The sequence below is a fragment of the Bacteroides sp. Ga6A2 genome (assembly GCF_000702225.1).
Classification (GTDB): Bacteria; Bacteroidota; Bacteroidia; order Bacteroidales; family Bacteroidaceae; genus Ga6A1.
This window is the reverse complement of the sequence record NZ_JNKX01000014.1, coordinates 100363-115578: the sequence shown is the minus strand read 5'-3', so window position 1 is coordinate 115578 and position 15216 is coordinate 100363. Positions and strand designations below refer to the sequence as shown.

Annotated in this window: 14 protein-coding genes; 5 read left to right on the top strand and 9 right to left on the bottom strand. The window is 43.8% G+C overall.

The annotated features are described in order from the left end of the window. Positions 1-229, bottom strand: a 229-nt coding sequence (locus T538_RS0104665) for a hypothetical protein (protein WP_031540851.1), incomplete at its 3' end; no start/stop codon positions are given. A gap of 159 nt (positions 230-388) precedes the next feature. Between T538_RS0104665 and T538_RS0104660 the strand changes: the two genes are divergently transcribed. Further along, entirely contained in the window at positions 389-814 is a 426-nt protein-coding gene (locus T538_RS0104660; RefSeq protein ID WP_031532424.1) for a hypothetical protein, read from the top strand. A gap of 896 nt (positions 815-1710) precedes the next feature. Here T538_RS0104660 and T538_RS0104650 read toward each other — a convergent pair. The 4 genes from T538_RS0104650 to T538_RS18795 all read right to left on the bottom strand — a co-directional run bounded on the left by T538_RS0104650 (position 1711) and on the right by T538_RS18795 (position 4751). After that, a complete protein-coding gene (locus tag T538_RS0104650) occupies positions 1711-2568 on the bottom strand; it encodes a hypothetical protein (protein WP_031532423.1) in 858 nt (285 codons plus the stop codon). A 9-nt stretch (positions 2569-2577) separates the two neighbouring features. Continuing rightward, entirely contained in the window at positions 2578-3339 is a 762-nt protein-coding gene (locus tag T538_RS17600; RefSeq protein ID WP_051663819.1) for a hypothetical protein, read from the bottom strand. A gap of 626 nt (positions 3340-3965) precedes the next feature. Next, entirely contained in the window at positions 3966-4490 is a 525-nt protein-coding gene (locus T538_RS0104640) for a hypothetical protein (RefSeq protein ID WP_031540847.1), read from the bottom strand. 3 nt (positions 4491-4493) lie between these two features. Beyond that, entirely contained in the window at positions 4494-4751 is a 258-nt protein-coding gene (locus T538_RS18795) for a hypothetical protein (protein ID WP_031532419.1), read from the bottom strand. A gap of 367 nt (positions 4752-5118) precedes the next feature. Here T538_RS18795 and T538_RS0104630 point away from each other — a divergent pair, with 367 nt between their 5' ends. Genes T538_RS0104630 through T538_RS0104615 form a run of 4 tightly spaced genes read left to right on the top strand, consistent with a single transcriptional unit; the run spans position 5119 to position 8603 of the window. Further along, the gene (locus tag T538_RS0104630) at positions 5119-5478 is read left to right on the top strand and encodes a hypothetical protein (RefSeq protein ID WP_031540846.1); all 360 of its coding nucleotides are present in this window, start codon (positions 5119-5121) and stop codon (positions 5476-5478) included. Between the two features lie 51 nt (positions 5479-5529). Next, on the top strand, positions 5530-7620 hold the full coding sequence (locus T538_RS0104625; protein ID WP_031532417.1) for a TonB-dependent receptor: 2091 nt from the start codon (positions 5530-5532) through the stop codon (positions 7618-7620). A gap of 23 nt (positions 7621-7643) precedes the next feature. Continuing rightward, positions 7644-8120 (top strand): DUF4625 domain-containing protein, encoded by a 477-nt coding sequence (locus tag T538_RS0104620; RefSeq protein ID WP_051655877.1) that lies wholly within the window; start codon positions 7644-7646, stop codon positions 8118-8120. A 12-nt stretch (positions 8121-8132) separates the two neighbouring features. Next, complete coding sequence (locus T538_RS0104615; protein ID WP_031532415.1) at positions 8133-8603, top strand: DUF4625 domain-containing protein; 471 nt, start codon at positions 8133-8135, stop codon at positions 8601-8603. A 201-nt stretch (positions 8604-8804) separates the two neighbouring features. On the opposite strand, the gene T538_RS17595 is transcribed toward T538_RS0104615, so the two are convergent. The 4 genes from T538_RS17595 to T538_RS0104595 are packed head-to-tail and all read right to left on the bottom strand — an operon-like array spanning position 8805 to position 14896. Beyond that, positions 8805-9692 (bottom strand): RsiV family protein, encoded by an 888-nt coding sequence (locus T538_RS17595; protein ID WP_051663818.1) that lies wholly within the window; start codon positions 9690-9692, stop codon positions 8805-8807. Then, complete coding sequence (locus tag T538_RS0104605; protein ID WP_031532413.1) at positions 9689-11053, bottom strand: MATE family efflux transporter; 1365 nt, start codon at positions 11051-11053, stop codon at positions 9689-9691. The genes T538_RS17595 and T538_RS0104605 overlap by 4 nt, the downstream gene beginning before the upstream one ends. A 29-nt stretch (positions 11054-11082) precedes the next feature. Further along, positions 11083-12447 (bottom strand): GGDEF domain-containing protein, encoded by a 1365-nt coding sequence (locus T538_RS17590; protein ID WP_031532412.1) that lies wholly within the window; start codon positions 12445-12447, stop codon positions 11083-11085. Positions 12448-12475: 28 nt separating this feature from the next. Further along, entirely contained in the window at positions 12476-14896 is a 2421-nt protein-coding gene (locus tag T538_RS0104595) for a diguanylate cyclase (RefSeq protein WP_197025748.1), read from the bottom strand. Positions 14897-15216: the final 320 nt, after the last annotated feature.

Sequence of the window (15216 nt, the reverse complement as noted above, 5' to 3'; positions counted from 1 at the left end):
ATATGTTGTTCATGTAGGCATAGATGACTACGGCCAGAAGCATCTTCGGGTCGTAAGGGCTGCGGCCACGCTCCTTGTACAGCTTGCGAAGACCGCTCAAGTCCAAACTGTTAACTACGCTGCTCACAAGACGGACTGGGTCGTCCTGGGCAATGTCCTTGTCGATTCTCTGAGGAAAAAGTATCGTCTGATTTGGAGAATACGGACGAAAGTGGTATCTTTGTTGCATTTTATATTGCATGTTGTAAAGATACGAAAACTTTACGACATAACGAAGCCCTGGCTTGAGAAAGTCGGGGCTTTGATATAAAAAAGGATGTGCCTATTTTGACACACCCTCTTTGGATTTGGAGTTTATTTCAACAAAAAATTCTTTGTTTGCACAGATATGCAAATAGAAACAGGAGGCAACGCAAAGAGAGATATCAATACAAGCAAAGGAGTGATTGAAAAAGGCGAAAAACTCAACATGTGCATGATTTCCGCCAGATTTGGAACAAGAGCATACAACGGCAGCAGGGTCAAACTTTGTCCATTCCTTGGACTGGGAGTTCAAGGCTACTATACAACCCTAAATAAAGATGACAACAGAGAAAAAAACGGCTTACAATTTAATGCCGGAATAAATATCGACTTTGTCTTAGCCAAAAGCGTAATGCTGACGGGCAGTCAACTCTTCGGTCATTGCAGCAACTATCAAATATTGCGCCTAACCCCATCTGTTTCTTATACTTATTTCAGAGGCATCGGCAAGGTTGCTTCAATAAATCTTGCTCTCTCATACAATTTAAGATCACTTAAACTCAGAAAATAAGCACATGATTTTAGACTTGAAAAGACATTCTTCTGATTCTATTATATGATGACAAGTCAAAGATACAAGAAAGCCGCAAATTTCCCTGCGGCTTTCTTCTGTTTATTTTTCCAAAACTCCGTTCTTCTGAACGCTGTTTACCCACAAATTGCCAACTATTCAGAATCGGCAAAAAAACTATGATATATCGCGAATTATCCTTTTGGTAAATGCAAAATGGTGGGAAGGTAGAGGGAAGGTAGATTCAAGGTACATTCAAGATACGTCCAAGGAACGTCCAAGGTTCGTCCAAGGTACATCCAAGATACATCCAAGGTACGTCCAAGGTACGATGAAGCAACATTAAGGGTATGTTCAAGGAAGCCAGAAGGAAGTATGTAACAAGATAGTAGGAAGAAGGTAGCAAGAAGGTAGCAAGATAGTAGCAAGGAGGTAGCAAGGGGATAGCAAGGAGGTAGCAAGGGGGTAGCAAGGAGGTAGCAAGGGGGTAGATTCGAGATGAGAAGGGAAAAAGATATATGTAGGCTATATGTAAGCTATATGTTGGCTATATGTTGGCTATATGTTGGGAATAGCCAAAGTAAGTGATGGCTTTCTTCTGTTTATTTTACAATTGAAATTAACATAGAGTCTATAATCAAAAACACTCCCGCGGTCGCCCATTTATCCCGAACTCGCGTAATTAAACCCAAATCGGTTATTAGGATGGCTATTTTCGTGGTTACTTTCATAACCGTTTGATAACAAACACTTTACAAATTGAATTTTCTAATGACCACCATTAGAAAAACGAACTTACAAGTAGCTTACTTTCAAGGCTTTACAAACTTAACCACGGATTTATGTACTTCTAACGACCGATTTGGGTTAAACGGAATTAGCCAACAAGTTGCCAACTATTCAGCGGAATAATAACGATAATAGAATTGGATAAAGTCCACCCGCTTGTCTAAATTTACACACGAGTCCATATAATGAACAAGTTGCTTGCAATTCTTTATTTCATCTGGTAATGCCAGACTTCTATCTACTGTTTCCATTTTTCCGCCACGGTGGTATCTTATTCCCATGTAACGGAATTTTGCGTTCTGCGGCTTTTTATTACCTTGTGAAAGAACAGAATCTGCAATTCTTGACAAATCCCTACTTGTCTTAAATCTGTCATAAACAGTTTCTGGCAAATCTATCAATATAGAATCCTTACTGCGCATTCTTACAGACAATGCACGGCAAATATCATTCAACTCACCTTCTGAATATAGTTTGTATCCGTATTCATGAAGCAGAACCCTCCGCAAACTTGTTCTGATATCATAAGTATAATATGTAATGCCATCGCTATGGTTTTCGAATCGAACCAATCCGTCCTTACAAACAATATCGTTATCTGAGTTGTTTTTGTAAAAGACTTGCCATGTAAAATTTGGAGCAGCATCGCGATAAAGTTTCTTTTGAGACGTATAGACAGAATCCATAAACTCATTATAATCCTCAAGCGAGCTAAATGTAACATTCGGTTTATCTGAAAGCAGACGTGCCCATTTGAAATTATTTAGTTTTTCGTGCGCATAAAAGCAACGGCAATAATCCTTTGAATTTCTGGGATATCTTAAATGGTTTTGATAGAATTCCTCCATCATTTCACTACAACGATTTTCAGCTTGTATCATATCAAAATCCATTTCCGTTGTTTTTTCCGAAGTGCATGAGATGGTTATAAAAACAAATGCAAACAAATATTGTATTTTCTTCATCTTTTCGGTTTATTTATTCTTTGTTTTTACTGGTCTGATAGTCGCTCCCAAAGTTCTAACTGTTTTCGGTGGAACAACATCCGAATCAACGCTATAGTTATTTAACGAGTAAGGATCTAATTCCAAAGCATAAGGCTCTGCATATATTTCGCCCAACGAATTTAGCGACTTTGACCAGTAAGCTAAAAAGCCAGCATCTTTCAATTCAAGAATAATTTCTCCTGCAGCCGGCAAGAATATAAACGAGCCTTCATAGCCTTTCTTTCGGCTTACAACCTTAAATCCGGCAACGCCTTTAAACTCAGTGTTTCCTTCTGCAATCCATATCCAATTACAGTTAAATCCGTCTCGCAGTTCTTTTAGTTCAGCCTCGGTAGGCATACGCCAATCATCCTTCCACAGCACCGATGCGGCATCGTCTTCGGCATCCAGTTCGAGTTTGTTGTCGTAAAAGCCTCGGGTGTTGTGCTCTGTAACATATTTGGTATAATCATAAAGTGGCATGCCGAACATCGTACCATTTTTCTTGCAGAATTTGTATGTACTTTCGTGATAATATTCTTTATTGGGTTTGATTTCGCCCCATGCAAAATAGTCGCCAAAATCAGTAGGTTCGTCGGCACCAATGTTTGTCGTTGCCCAGCATACGCTCACCCCCAAATCAACATATTCGTGGCGATTGTTGTGCGATTTCTTTACTTGCGTTTTTTCGCCACCGTTGCACGATAAAAGCAAAAGTACAGAAACTATGCAGAATAGATGTTTAGTCATTTTTCACCTTCTCTTTATGCTTATTCCGAAAATATTGTTTGTAAAATCAGGCTACAAAATTACCATTTTTTCTAATCATACAAACATTATTTACATTTCTTAACATTTTCATGTTTCTTTCTTGTCTGTTACAGATATTTTGTGTTATAGATGCTCTACCACACATCAAGCATCAACGGAATTTTCAAAAAAGAATGATTGATGTAAGAAGAAAAGAAAAAATATAATACCCAGTTGAGGGTGTGTCAAAATGTAGTTTCAAGAGAAAAAGAATTCCAAACGATTCAATTTTGGCAGCTTTAATTCGACGAATTGGATATTTACAACGATGAAAATTGAAGAATTCTTTACACTCACTAATGAGACTCTATTTTGACACGCCCTCAGAAAAACTTGGGAATTTGAAAATCCCACCGCTGAAAAATTTTTTTATTACAATGAATATAAACACTAAAGTTTTTTCCGACTCCAATAGCTGCAAAAATCTTGCGCCACTTCGGTTGCAAGCAAATAGAGTTCGAGCGAGAAATTCGGCAGAAGATGTGTAAAAAAAGGAATAAAAATTCCAAAAAAGGAAGCCATTTCTCGACTCTATTTTGAATCTTGAAATGGCTTTTTCTTATTTATTAATAGAGAGATACAACAAGAAATCCTTCTGTATCGTCTGACGCAACCGACAAACCCACATGATAAGGAATATCACTTACATTATCATAAGGCTTAATCTCGTATGAAGTCAAAGCCTTCGACTTGTCTTTTATTCGGGTTATTAAACAATACCCATGCAAATCAATAGTATCTACAATTTCACCTGTTCTCTTAACACTAAGTACACTCTTGTCATGATACATAATAGAAGCTTTATCTCCATTACATTCAACAATTTGATTTTCCCTTTCCCCTGGAACTATCAGATTCATAACAGAGCCTCCACAACCCACTGCGCCAATATACGCACCATCCTCTTTATTTAAGAGAGAAACTTGAATAATTTCGAAATAACCTCTATTTACAAACATTAATGTATCTGTTCCGTCAGAAATTCTAAAATAAGTTTTGTTAGAACATGGCACTTTTCCCCCTATTATATCCTCGTGACATGATGTCAGCAAACAGAAAACTGACAAGATAAAAAACAATATTTTTTTCATATTTTACCAATTAACTTCGTTCGTATATGCGTATGTAAAATACTTAGTGTCATAGTGATAAATTATATTCTGCCTTTTGTATTCTTCTCGAGCTTCTTCTATTTTCCAAGATTTTTTTGCACTGAGTACATATGCATCTCTATGAAAATTACCATCACCCCAACCATAATTCAAATGCAAATAATAAGGGTCTTCCCCCTCGTTATACTTTATATAGCCATCAGCAATAAATGCATGGTAGCAACAAAAATATTTTTTCATTAAACCTTATTAGATATGCCATCTTACAGCTTCAGGCATTGCTTTACAATTTACAAATAGTACTATTTATAAATGCAAAATTACACAAAAAAACAATATTTACAATAAAAATCTACAATAAATAACATTTTTAAGAATCTTTTAGAAAAAAAAATCTTACACTTTCAACCAAACTTTTTTCTAAAACCAGCAACAAACCTCATCGAGCAATCTTAATCATATCGGCAAAACATTTCTGTTTTTAATCCGTTTTTCTTAAAAATGCACAACAAAAACTTCATCCGACAGACAAAAAAACAAATTCTTTATCTTATTCACAAAAAAAGCAGTAACTTTGCCGCACTGAATTTTGGTATAGCATCAGAAAATGAAAAAAATAACGACACGCAGAAAAATATCTGCATGGATACTTCTCGGAGTATTCGTGCCAATGCTTCTGTTGTCGGCTATACACGTTCATCACCACGACACACACCACCACGAGGACGAGTGCGTTGAGTGCGTAAAGCACATTCCGCACGCCGGGCACATATCGAGCGCACAGGGCTTCACACATACCTGTCTTCTGTGTCAACTCTTCTCGCTGCCCTACCTCACGGGCACAGCCGTGGCTCTTTTCATCAACCTAAATCTTATCCTTGCCTTCAAGGCTGATGCAGCACCGTTTGTCTGCGTCCGCGCCAAAGGCATCGTAAATCCGCGCGCACCTCCGGTTTGTCTGATTTAATCAAAAGGGAATAATCTCATTTCTTGATTTTTTCAAACAGACCAATATCTTATGATAGCAAACTTATTGGCTGCGACGCTCATTGCGTGCGCTGCCAACGATACTATTGTATCACTCGACGACGTAACCATAACAGGGCAATCGAAGAGAGATTACCTTATGCGTTCGTCGCAGACGAGTGTGCAGGTGAACCGTGACTTTCTGGAGAACAACTTTGCCGGAAGCCTTATGCAGACACTCGAGGGAGTGCCGGGCGTGAAGGCTATGAGCATTGGCAGCGGACAGTCTAAGCCAACAATAAGGGGCTTGGGATTCAACCGTCTGGCGGTGACCGAAGACGGCATAAAGCACGAGGGACAGCAGTGGGGCGACGACCACGGACTGGAGATTGACCAGTTTGCCATAGACCACGTTGAGGTGATAAAAGGTCCGGCAGCCCTACTCTACGGCAGCGATGCCATAGGCGGCGTGCTGAGCCTCTACACCAACCACATTCCGCTGAAGCCTTTCGAGGGCGCAGTGCAGGTGTTCGGTCGCACAAACAACGAGCAGATGGGCTTATCAGCAAAGATTGGCGGACGCATAGGGCGTTTCTTCTATCGTGCCAACACCACGCTCATCAACTATGCCGACTACAAGATTCCGGCAGACAGCATTCAGTACTACTCGTACTATATTAAACTGCACAAGCAGCGACTGCGCAACACAGCCGGAACGGAGCGCGACGGAAGCATCACGCTTGGCTATGCCGGATATAACTTCCACACCGACGTGCGCATATCCGACAACTATTCGCGAAGCGGATTCTTTGCCAACGCGCATGGTCTTGAGGTGCGACTATCCAACATCGACTACGACAAGAGCCGTCGCGACATCGACCTGCCGCTACAGAGCGTGAACCATCTGAAGGTGCTCAGCCACACGGCTTGGCAAAGCGAGAACTCGGCGTTAGACATCCGTCTGGCATACCAGAACAATCACCGCAAGGAATGTTCTGAGCCTATCTCGCACGGCTACATGCCCAAGCCCGACGGAACGGACGAGAGAGTGTTCGACAAGAGCACATACACCGCAGCCATCTCGCTGAAGAAGATTCTGAGCGAGCAGAACACACTTAACATTGGCGTGAACGGCGAATATCAGCATAACCGACGCGACGGCTGGGGCTTCATCATCCCCGACTTCGAATCGGTGAGCACGGGCGCGTTCGTGTTCGACAAGCACAGCATCGGCGAGCATCTCAAACTGAACGCTGGCGTGCGCTACGACTTCTCTCGCACACGCATACACAGTTATTCCGACTGGTACAAAACGCCAGTATCGGCTTCCGACTCGGTTTACAAGCAACGTTCCGAGGCTGCCACGCGCAACTTCAACAGCATCACATGGTCTGCCGGAATAAACTATTCGGTTGGCGGATGGGTGCTGAAGGCTAACGTGGGCAAGAGTTTCCGCGTGCCTATACCTAAGGAACTGGGAGCCGACGGCATCAACTATCACATCTTCAGATATGAGCGAGGAAACAAGTCGCTCAATCCCGAAGAATCGTATCAGTTGGATGCCGGAATACATTGGTCTGACAAGCGTCTGGCAATACAGATAGACCCTTACGTCAACTTTTTTCCGAACTATATATATCTGAATCCTACGGCCGACTATGTTGAGGGGCTGCAACTCTATCAGTACACCCAAGCCAAAGTTCTGCGCTACGGATTCGAGGCTCAGGCTACATACAGCATCGGCAAGCACTGGGAGGCCGAACTGAAGGGCGAATATCTGTATGCTCGTCAGAAATCGGGTACAAAGAAAGGCTACACTCTACCCTTCTCTACTCCGTGGTCGGGCGATGCGAGCATAAAATATCAGTTCGAGAAGAAGGGCGAAGGCTTTGCGCAGCTCAGCATACACGTTGTGGGCGCGCAGAATGAGATTGTTCCGCCCGAAAAGCCTACCGACGGTTACTGCACGCTGAATGCATCGGCAGGCAAGCACTTTGCGGTAGGAAAAAACAGACTGAAAATCGCCTTGCATGCAGACAATCTGCTGAACAAACGATATTACAACCACACAAGCTACTATCGTCTGATAGATGTTCCCGAACCGGGACGCAATCTGTCGGCAATGATAGGCTTGGATTTTTAAACAATTATTAAAGAAAGAAAAAAATGAGAAATATTAAGTTCATGAGCCTTCTGATGGCTTTTCTGTGTGCATCAACAATGTTCCTAACTTCTTGCGGCGACGATGACGACGACCTTCCGGCAAAGCCATCAATAACGCTTACCGAAGTGGGACACGACAACACCAAGCACTGCCATCCTGGGCACGACCTTCATCTTGAGGCAGACGTGGTTGCCGAGGGCTTGATTCAGCGTATCGACGTTGAGATTCACGAGGAGAACGGCGGCTCGTTCAAGATTGAAAAGAGCTACACCGACGGAAAATACATCGGCATACGCAACACCGAGTTCCACGAGCATATCGACATTCCAGCCGAGGCTCCTCTGGGCGAATATCACCTTCATTTTACCGTAACAGACAAGAACGGTCAGCAGACAACCGTAGAGAGCGAGCTGAACATTGTTGAGGACGACGGCGACGACGATGATGAAGATGAGCACGACCACCATCACGACGACTAAACATAGAAAATAATGAAGAAAATACTTTTTTCAGTATCACTGCTGTGCGCACTCTGTGCGTGCGGCAGTTCTGACGACGATGAGAAGGATATGACCTATCCAGAGATATCGGAGCAGGGCATCACAGCCAACCCTATCGACTGCCAAGTGTATCACCGCGGCGAGACGATTCCGTTCAGCTACGTCTTTACCGACAACGACGAGCTGGGCAAGTACAACATCGAAGTTCACCACAACTTCGACCACCACACGCACAGCACGTCGGCAACGACTTGCAGCATGGACGATGTAAAGAAGGAGCAGAATCCGTGGAAGTTTAACCAAGATTTCAACATTCCCGACGGACAAAAGTCGTTCTCTGCTCGCGAGGACATAAAGATTCCGACAAACATCGACACGGGCGACTATCATTTTATGATTAGACTAACCGACAAAGCCGGCTGGCAACAGATAAAATCGGTAGCAATAAAGATTGTTGAATAACAAAAAAATATCCGCAATGCCTCTTCACTAACATTGCGGATATTTCTTTCTGGTAAAAATGGAAATTAAATGCCAAAACTCACCCAGCCATTGCCCAATTATGAATTGTGAATTATCAATTATGAATTGTCAATTGTCAATTCTGAATTCAAAATCCAATTTTTTCAATTTTCAACTTTCAAATTTCAATTAAAAAAATTGTCAATTAGGAATTTTGCTGGCAGAACTGGCATCGTTAAGCCACGGACAGAAATTATCCTTGAACCACGGCGTAACCATATCCGGAGAGATAAGCTTCAAATCTATCGAGCCACCCGGCAGTCCGGCAGCATAGCACGCAATCTCGTACTGCTGATATTGGAAAACAACCTTGCCCTCCTCAATCCACAAGCCATGCTGAGGCAGCGGAACATCCTTGGTATCGCTTAACTGAAGATTATCATAAAGTTCCTCTATTGAGCGCGCCTCGAAATATTCCATCAGACCGCGCTTTATATACGAAAGCAGTTTTGCATTGTCTGTAAACATATCCTCAGTCTTTACGCGACTGCCGTCGTGCTTGTTAAACGTTGCGGCATAGAACACATACGAGCCGTGAGCCGCTCCGGGGAAGAAATAATCGCAAGAATAGCCGTAGGTTACGAACTCGCGGTTCTCCCATATCTTTACTACCGAGGTGCTGTCGATGCCATCGCCAAATCCCGGGTTCTCGCTGCCGTCAGAGCCAAATTCGTCATCGGTGTCCTTCACCTCCTTCTTCATGTGCTCGGTGCGTACAAGAAAGAGAGAGTCGAGCTTCGTTCTGTCGCCCTTGTACAGATGCTCCGGGTCGTACTCGTCGGCAACCCATTTTACAATGCTGTCGTGAATGTCGTCCGAGCCAACAGGCATCTCAACAAGCAGCGCATAGCGGAACTTAAAGAACTTACCCACGAAACTGTCGGCATACACTACCGTGTCGCCCATCACGTTTCCGAGCGAGTCGAAACTCACCTCCACCTCGCCCTGCGCTCCGTTCTGTCTGCCTTTATCGTTGCACGATACAAGCATCAGAATAGCCGCAAAAACAGCTAAAAAAATCTTTTTCATATTTTTTCCTTAAAGTTTCTGACTTTGCGAAACAACATTGCCGTTGCGAGCGTAACACTCAGCACATCGGCAATAGCCATGCTCCACCACACGCCATCAACACCCCACATCTCGGGCAGGATAACAAGCATAGGCAAGAGAAAGAGCAACTGCCTTGTAAGGGATATAATGATGGCAGAAAGCGGCTTTCGTATTGCCTGAAAGAACACGATGCTCATCATCTGTATTCCGATGATAGGAAACGTGCACAATGCAATGCGCATGGCAGTTACACTAAACATTATCATCTTATAGTCGCTTGTAAACAGAGATGCCAAAGCCGCCGGGAACGATGCCACGAAAGCGTAGCCGAGTGTCATGAATATTGTTACTCCACGGATTGACTGGTACAATGTCTCCTTTATGCGCTTGTAGAGTCCTGCTCCGTTGTTGAATCCGATTATAGGCTGCAATCCCGAAGAGAATCCGGCAACAGCCATTATGATGAACTGCGTTATACGGTTTACTATTCCGTATGCACCGATATACAAGTCGCAGTCGTTACCGCCCTGCTCTATGAGCGCGCGGTTTATGAAAACTACGATTATACATCCGCAGATGCTTACCAAGAAAGGCGAAACTCCGATTGAAAGAATAGCCTTTATCTTCTCCCAACTGTACCTGAAGCCCTCTTTAGTGAAATAGACATAGCGCGACTTGTCTTTGAACAGCGCAACGCAATATGCAAATGCAAACACCTGTCCTATTACGGTGGCGATGGCTGCTCCCCTAATTCCCCAATCGAAGACGAAGATAAACAGCACATCGAGTACCAGATTGAAAATCAAGGCTATAATCTGAGCCTTCATTGCCTGTGCCGGACTACCCGTGGCTCTGAGCTGCCCCGACATTCCCTGAAAAGCGTAAGCGAACACGGTGCCCAAAAGCGATATCTGCATATAATCGCGCGCGTAAGGCAATGTCTTGTCCGTGGCACCGAAAAGCACGAGCAACGGGTCGAGAAAAACAAGTCCCAACACCGTTACCGCCAGTCCGAGCACAATCTCAAGCCTAAGCATATTGCCGAATATCTTCTGTGCATCGTCGCGCTGGTTTGCACCCATCATTACCGACACCTGAGCCGCCGAGCCTACAAGCGTGAGCGAACAGAATGCCGCCAAGACATTCATCAACGGAAAGCAAATTGCCAATCCGGCTATAGCAAGAGCCCCAACCCCTCTACCTATAAAAATCGAGTCGCAGATGTTGTACAATGACATTGCCGTCATAGATATGATTGCCGGAGCAGCATACTTGAGCATCAACTTCGGAATCGACTGTGTGGCTAATTCGCGACTTTTTTCATCTTTATATTCAATCATTCTCTTTGTTAAAGTTTGGTTTTATTATTTTACCTACAAGTTATAGTTATATTTCCATTTCGTTTTTTCTTACTTACATAGAGTGCTTCGTCTGCAAGTTTGTACATATCCTCAAACGTTACTCCCTCCAAATTATTGTATGCCACAACACCACCGCTCATTGTTATGTGCGTGCCCTCAAGTTCAGGGATAGTCACCCCTTCGAGGTTTAATTTCATTTGGTCGAACATTCCAACCAACCCGTCTTTTGATTTCAGGCGGCGTTCAACCTCACTACCGGTTATGAAAACAATAAATTCATCGCCTCCGAGCCTCATCACAATCTGATTTTTGAATGTCTCCTTCATTGTCTGGGCTATCTCAACAAGCACGCTGTCGCCTACCAGATGGCTGAGCGTATCGTTTATCTGCTTGAATCTGTCGCAGTCGAACAAAGCGAACACGCCCACCTTTTTCTCGCTCACACACTTTTCAATCTCTCGCTTGCCGGCATACCGGTTTAGCAAGCCTGTAAGCCCGTCGGTCTCGGCAGCCTGCCGCAGGAATATTGTTTCGCGATGAAGTTCATCGGCACATTCTGATGTCAGGAGAGCGTGCGTAACGTTTCCGTCGGCATTGACATTGGCAGGGATTATACGGGCAACAACCCAGCCAAGGTGGAATGTGGCATATTCTGCCATGATGTACTGCTTACCCTTCAATCGCTCGGCAAGGTCGTCGAAGTTGATGAAGTCGGTAAACAGTTTTTTGTATTCGGGCATAACGTATGCCGTGCAGAATATCTGTGCCAACTCGTTCATCGTGCCATTTTTCTTTGTAACGCTCTTGAGGGCATCGGTTGCCGATATCAAACTGTAATTAAGTTTCTCAAGGTCGAAATAGATGATAGACTCGAACGATGTCTTCAGCGAGTTGATTATTCGCATATACTCGTTCTGCTTCTCGATAGTCTTGAGCATCTTCTCGCGCGTAAAGGTTACGTCCTCGAACTGCCCGAGAATTGAATGGAGTTTTCCGTTGCGGTCATACACACATTTGTAGTCGCACCGCAGATATTGTCCGCCCTCCTTGTAAGGCATCTCGAACGAGCCCGTAGGCTCTGTTTTTCTGCCCTCTATATAGTCTCTGAAAAGATTCACGCACACGCTGCGCGTAGGCGTGCTGAATGCGTAGTTTTCAGAAGTAAGATAATGTTCAGTCTTGCGGCGGCGAACCTCGCCGTCGTGCCGGTCGACAAACACAAAGAAGAGCGTGTCGTCGGCCACGTCATATCTGAACAGGTTCACTCTGTTCTGCTTTGCTATGAGAATGTCGCGCTCATACAGCGCCACCGCAAGGTCATAGAGTTCTTCCTTGTTCAGCTCTCCCAAATCTTTAAAAATATCTTCCGCCATAGTTTTTCTCAAGTTCTCTTTCACTAAATTAATGAGTAAATTCTATTACAATGTCCCGGAACAGTTCGCGATAGACAGACTTCCAACTCACGTCAACCATCTGTCTCAGCTTACAGTATACCTCGGGTGTACCAACTATAGTTTTAAGTATCTCGGCATTATATCTTGTTCCACTCATTTCAAAAAATTCGTCGAATATCATACAGAACGGCTTTGCCTTGCGGTAGTTGCGCCCTATATGATTGGTTGCAGCCTCGAGCGAGTCGCAGATAGACACTATGTCTACAAGGACTTTCTTCGGGTATCCACTGTTGCAAAACTCTTTTGGATAGCCATTAGAGTCGTCGTACCACTTATGATGCCCAAGCATTATTTCGCGATATTTGCTCAGGTCGGGATTGTCCTTTATCATCTCATATCCCATCACCGGATGCATTCTTACGAGAATCATCTCGTGCTCGGTCAGTTTACGGAAGCTGTTGGTGATGATGGATGTCTGATATATCTTGCCGATGTCGTGCAATATGCATGCCTCGCGCATAAAGTTGAGTATGTCTTCGCGATGCTGCCTGATGTCGCCGACCGTGTCGTAGCCTTCGAACGTGCCCAGCAGCAACTCTGGATAGTTGTCGATGATGTTCTCGGTTACTATGTTTACATATATAGCCAAAGCCGCGCTGTGAGCGTATGTGTTTATCATAAACACGCATAATGACTTTGGCAGATACTGCATCTTGTCCGAAGCCGTGATATTTTTTGAAGCGAGTATGCTTTTGAGCATGTTACGCGAGAGGAATTCAATCTGATAGTCCATCGCCACATTGCGTCTGCGTACAAAGATGTACAGAATCATCCTCCATACAGCAAGCACAACCTTGCGTTTCTCCTCGCCGTCCAAGTCGGAATTATCAAGCGCCTTTGAACCGATGAAGAGCATACCGCAGAAGGCCGTCAGCTCGGTTGTATCAAGCACCTTCTTTCGACGGTCGATAATCTCGACCATATGACGGTGCAACTCAAAAACCATCTCGGAACCTTTATGATGATGGAAAAGCAATCTGTACATCATCTTGTTAAAATATGTGTACTCCTCGCCTCCAACGTTCGAGTCAATCACCCCATCGGTAGAGTGCTGCACTATGTATGTCAGCAGTCGCTTCAGTTCGGCCTTATCGGTTGCCTGAATCTTTTCTTTCGAAAGAATGAGGGCTGCACGCATTAGCGGATACAACGCAGCATTGTTTATCAGATAGTCGTTGCTATCGCGCATATATCCTGGACTCAGCGTTATCGCTTCCTTGCCTTTCAGCATTTCTACAACCCGAAGATAGTAATCGAAGCGTTCCTTCTCGGCCACCCCTAAATTGTCCATAAGGTCGAAATGACCTATCAGATGGCACATGGCATAGAACTTGCACTCAAACGGCATACTGTCTTTCGGGAAGCCTTCAGCGGTATTTATGCACTTTTGCAGATATTCCAGACAATAGCAGCAAAGACCGTTGTCGCCAAGCCTGTACACGGCAATGCAGGCCTCAGCCATCAGCAGGTATAAACGCACCAGATAGCCTCGCGTCTCAGGCGTCGAAGGCTTAGACTCGTAATACGGCATTAAAATTCCGCCGACAAAACGCTCTACCATAGATACATCGAGCACATCGCAATTTTTCTGCACAAGGTCGAAGAGAAGTTCGTAGTCGGCGTCCTTCAGGTCTCCGCGCTTGTAGTACTGCATAATTTGGTCGAGTTGCTGTTGCTTGTTTGCGTACATCGACCCCTTTACATTCGCGCTCCGTTCCACAAATTCGAGCCATTTTGACTCGTCGGCTATGGTAAAGAGAAAATCGTTGAGTTCGTTGTACAATGTACGGTCGTCGCGCAGCAACTGAAATGCGCGTGCTATATCGGGGATGCCGCCCGTTACATCATTATACAAGTAGTTGCCTTCAAACTCCTTGGCTTTCTTCAGACACTCGGATGTCGTTTTGTACAGCGTCTCGAATGTCATGCCCGATTCCGGCAGATACTCGCATGTACCCACGCTGAAATTAGGGCGATAGCCTTTAAGTTCGATAAACTGCTCGCTATTGATAACAGAGAAGAACTCGCGGCACTGCACACTTGCCTCAAACTCAGAATAGCCCGAGCTGAAAGGGATAAAAAACATGTATTCATCTGCTCCGACTCGTGCTATTATTGTCTGTTCAGACAATGCCTTACGCAGAACCGAGGCTATTCTTATCAGAACGATGTCGCCAACCTCATGACCGAACTTATAGTTAATCAGCCTGAAATCATCGCAATCGAAAAGACAGAAATAACCTCGCATACCGGATTCCAACAGACGACAAACTGCTTTCTCACCATAGGAACGGTTATACAATCCTGTTAGCGAGTCGGTAGAAGACAATTCAAAAACCTTCTTTTTCAATCGTCTGTTCTCTTTCAAAATTCCTTTATAAAAGGCGTCCTTATCCATAAGATAAACTCAGACTTCTTTTTCTACTTTTACATTAAGCATATTTTCATTACAAAGGTAAATAAAAAGTATTATTTTTTTGATAAAACTCATAAGTTTTTTTGATAATTTTTAAATCCATAATACTTATTTAACAAAAAGTATAAGTTTTTCTACATGATTAGGTGTTAGAATGTTAATTCTAATGAATAATTACGCACCACACAACCGCAACACAAGACTTAACATTTCAGCCACCATATATAACATTTTGTGTGGTTTCAGCAGTCGGAAAGTCTTTGATGAATATG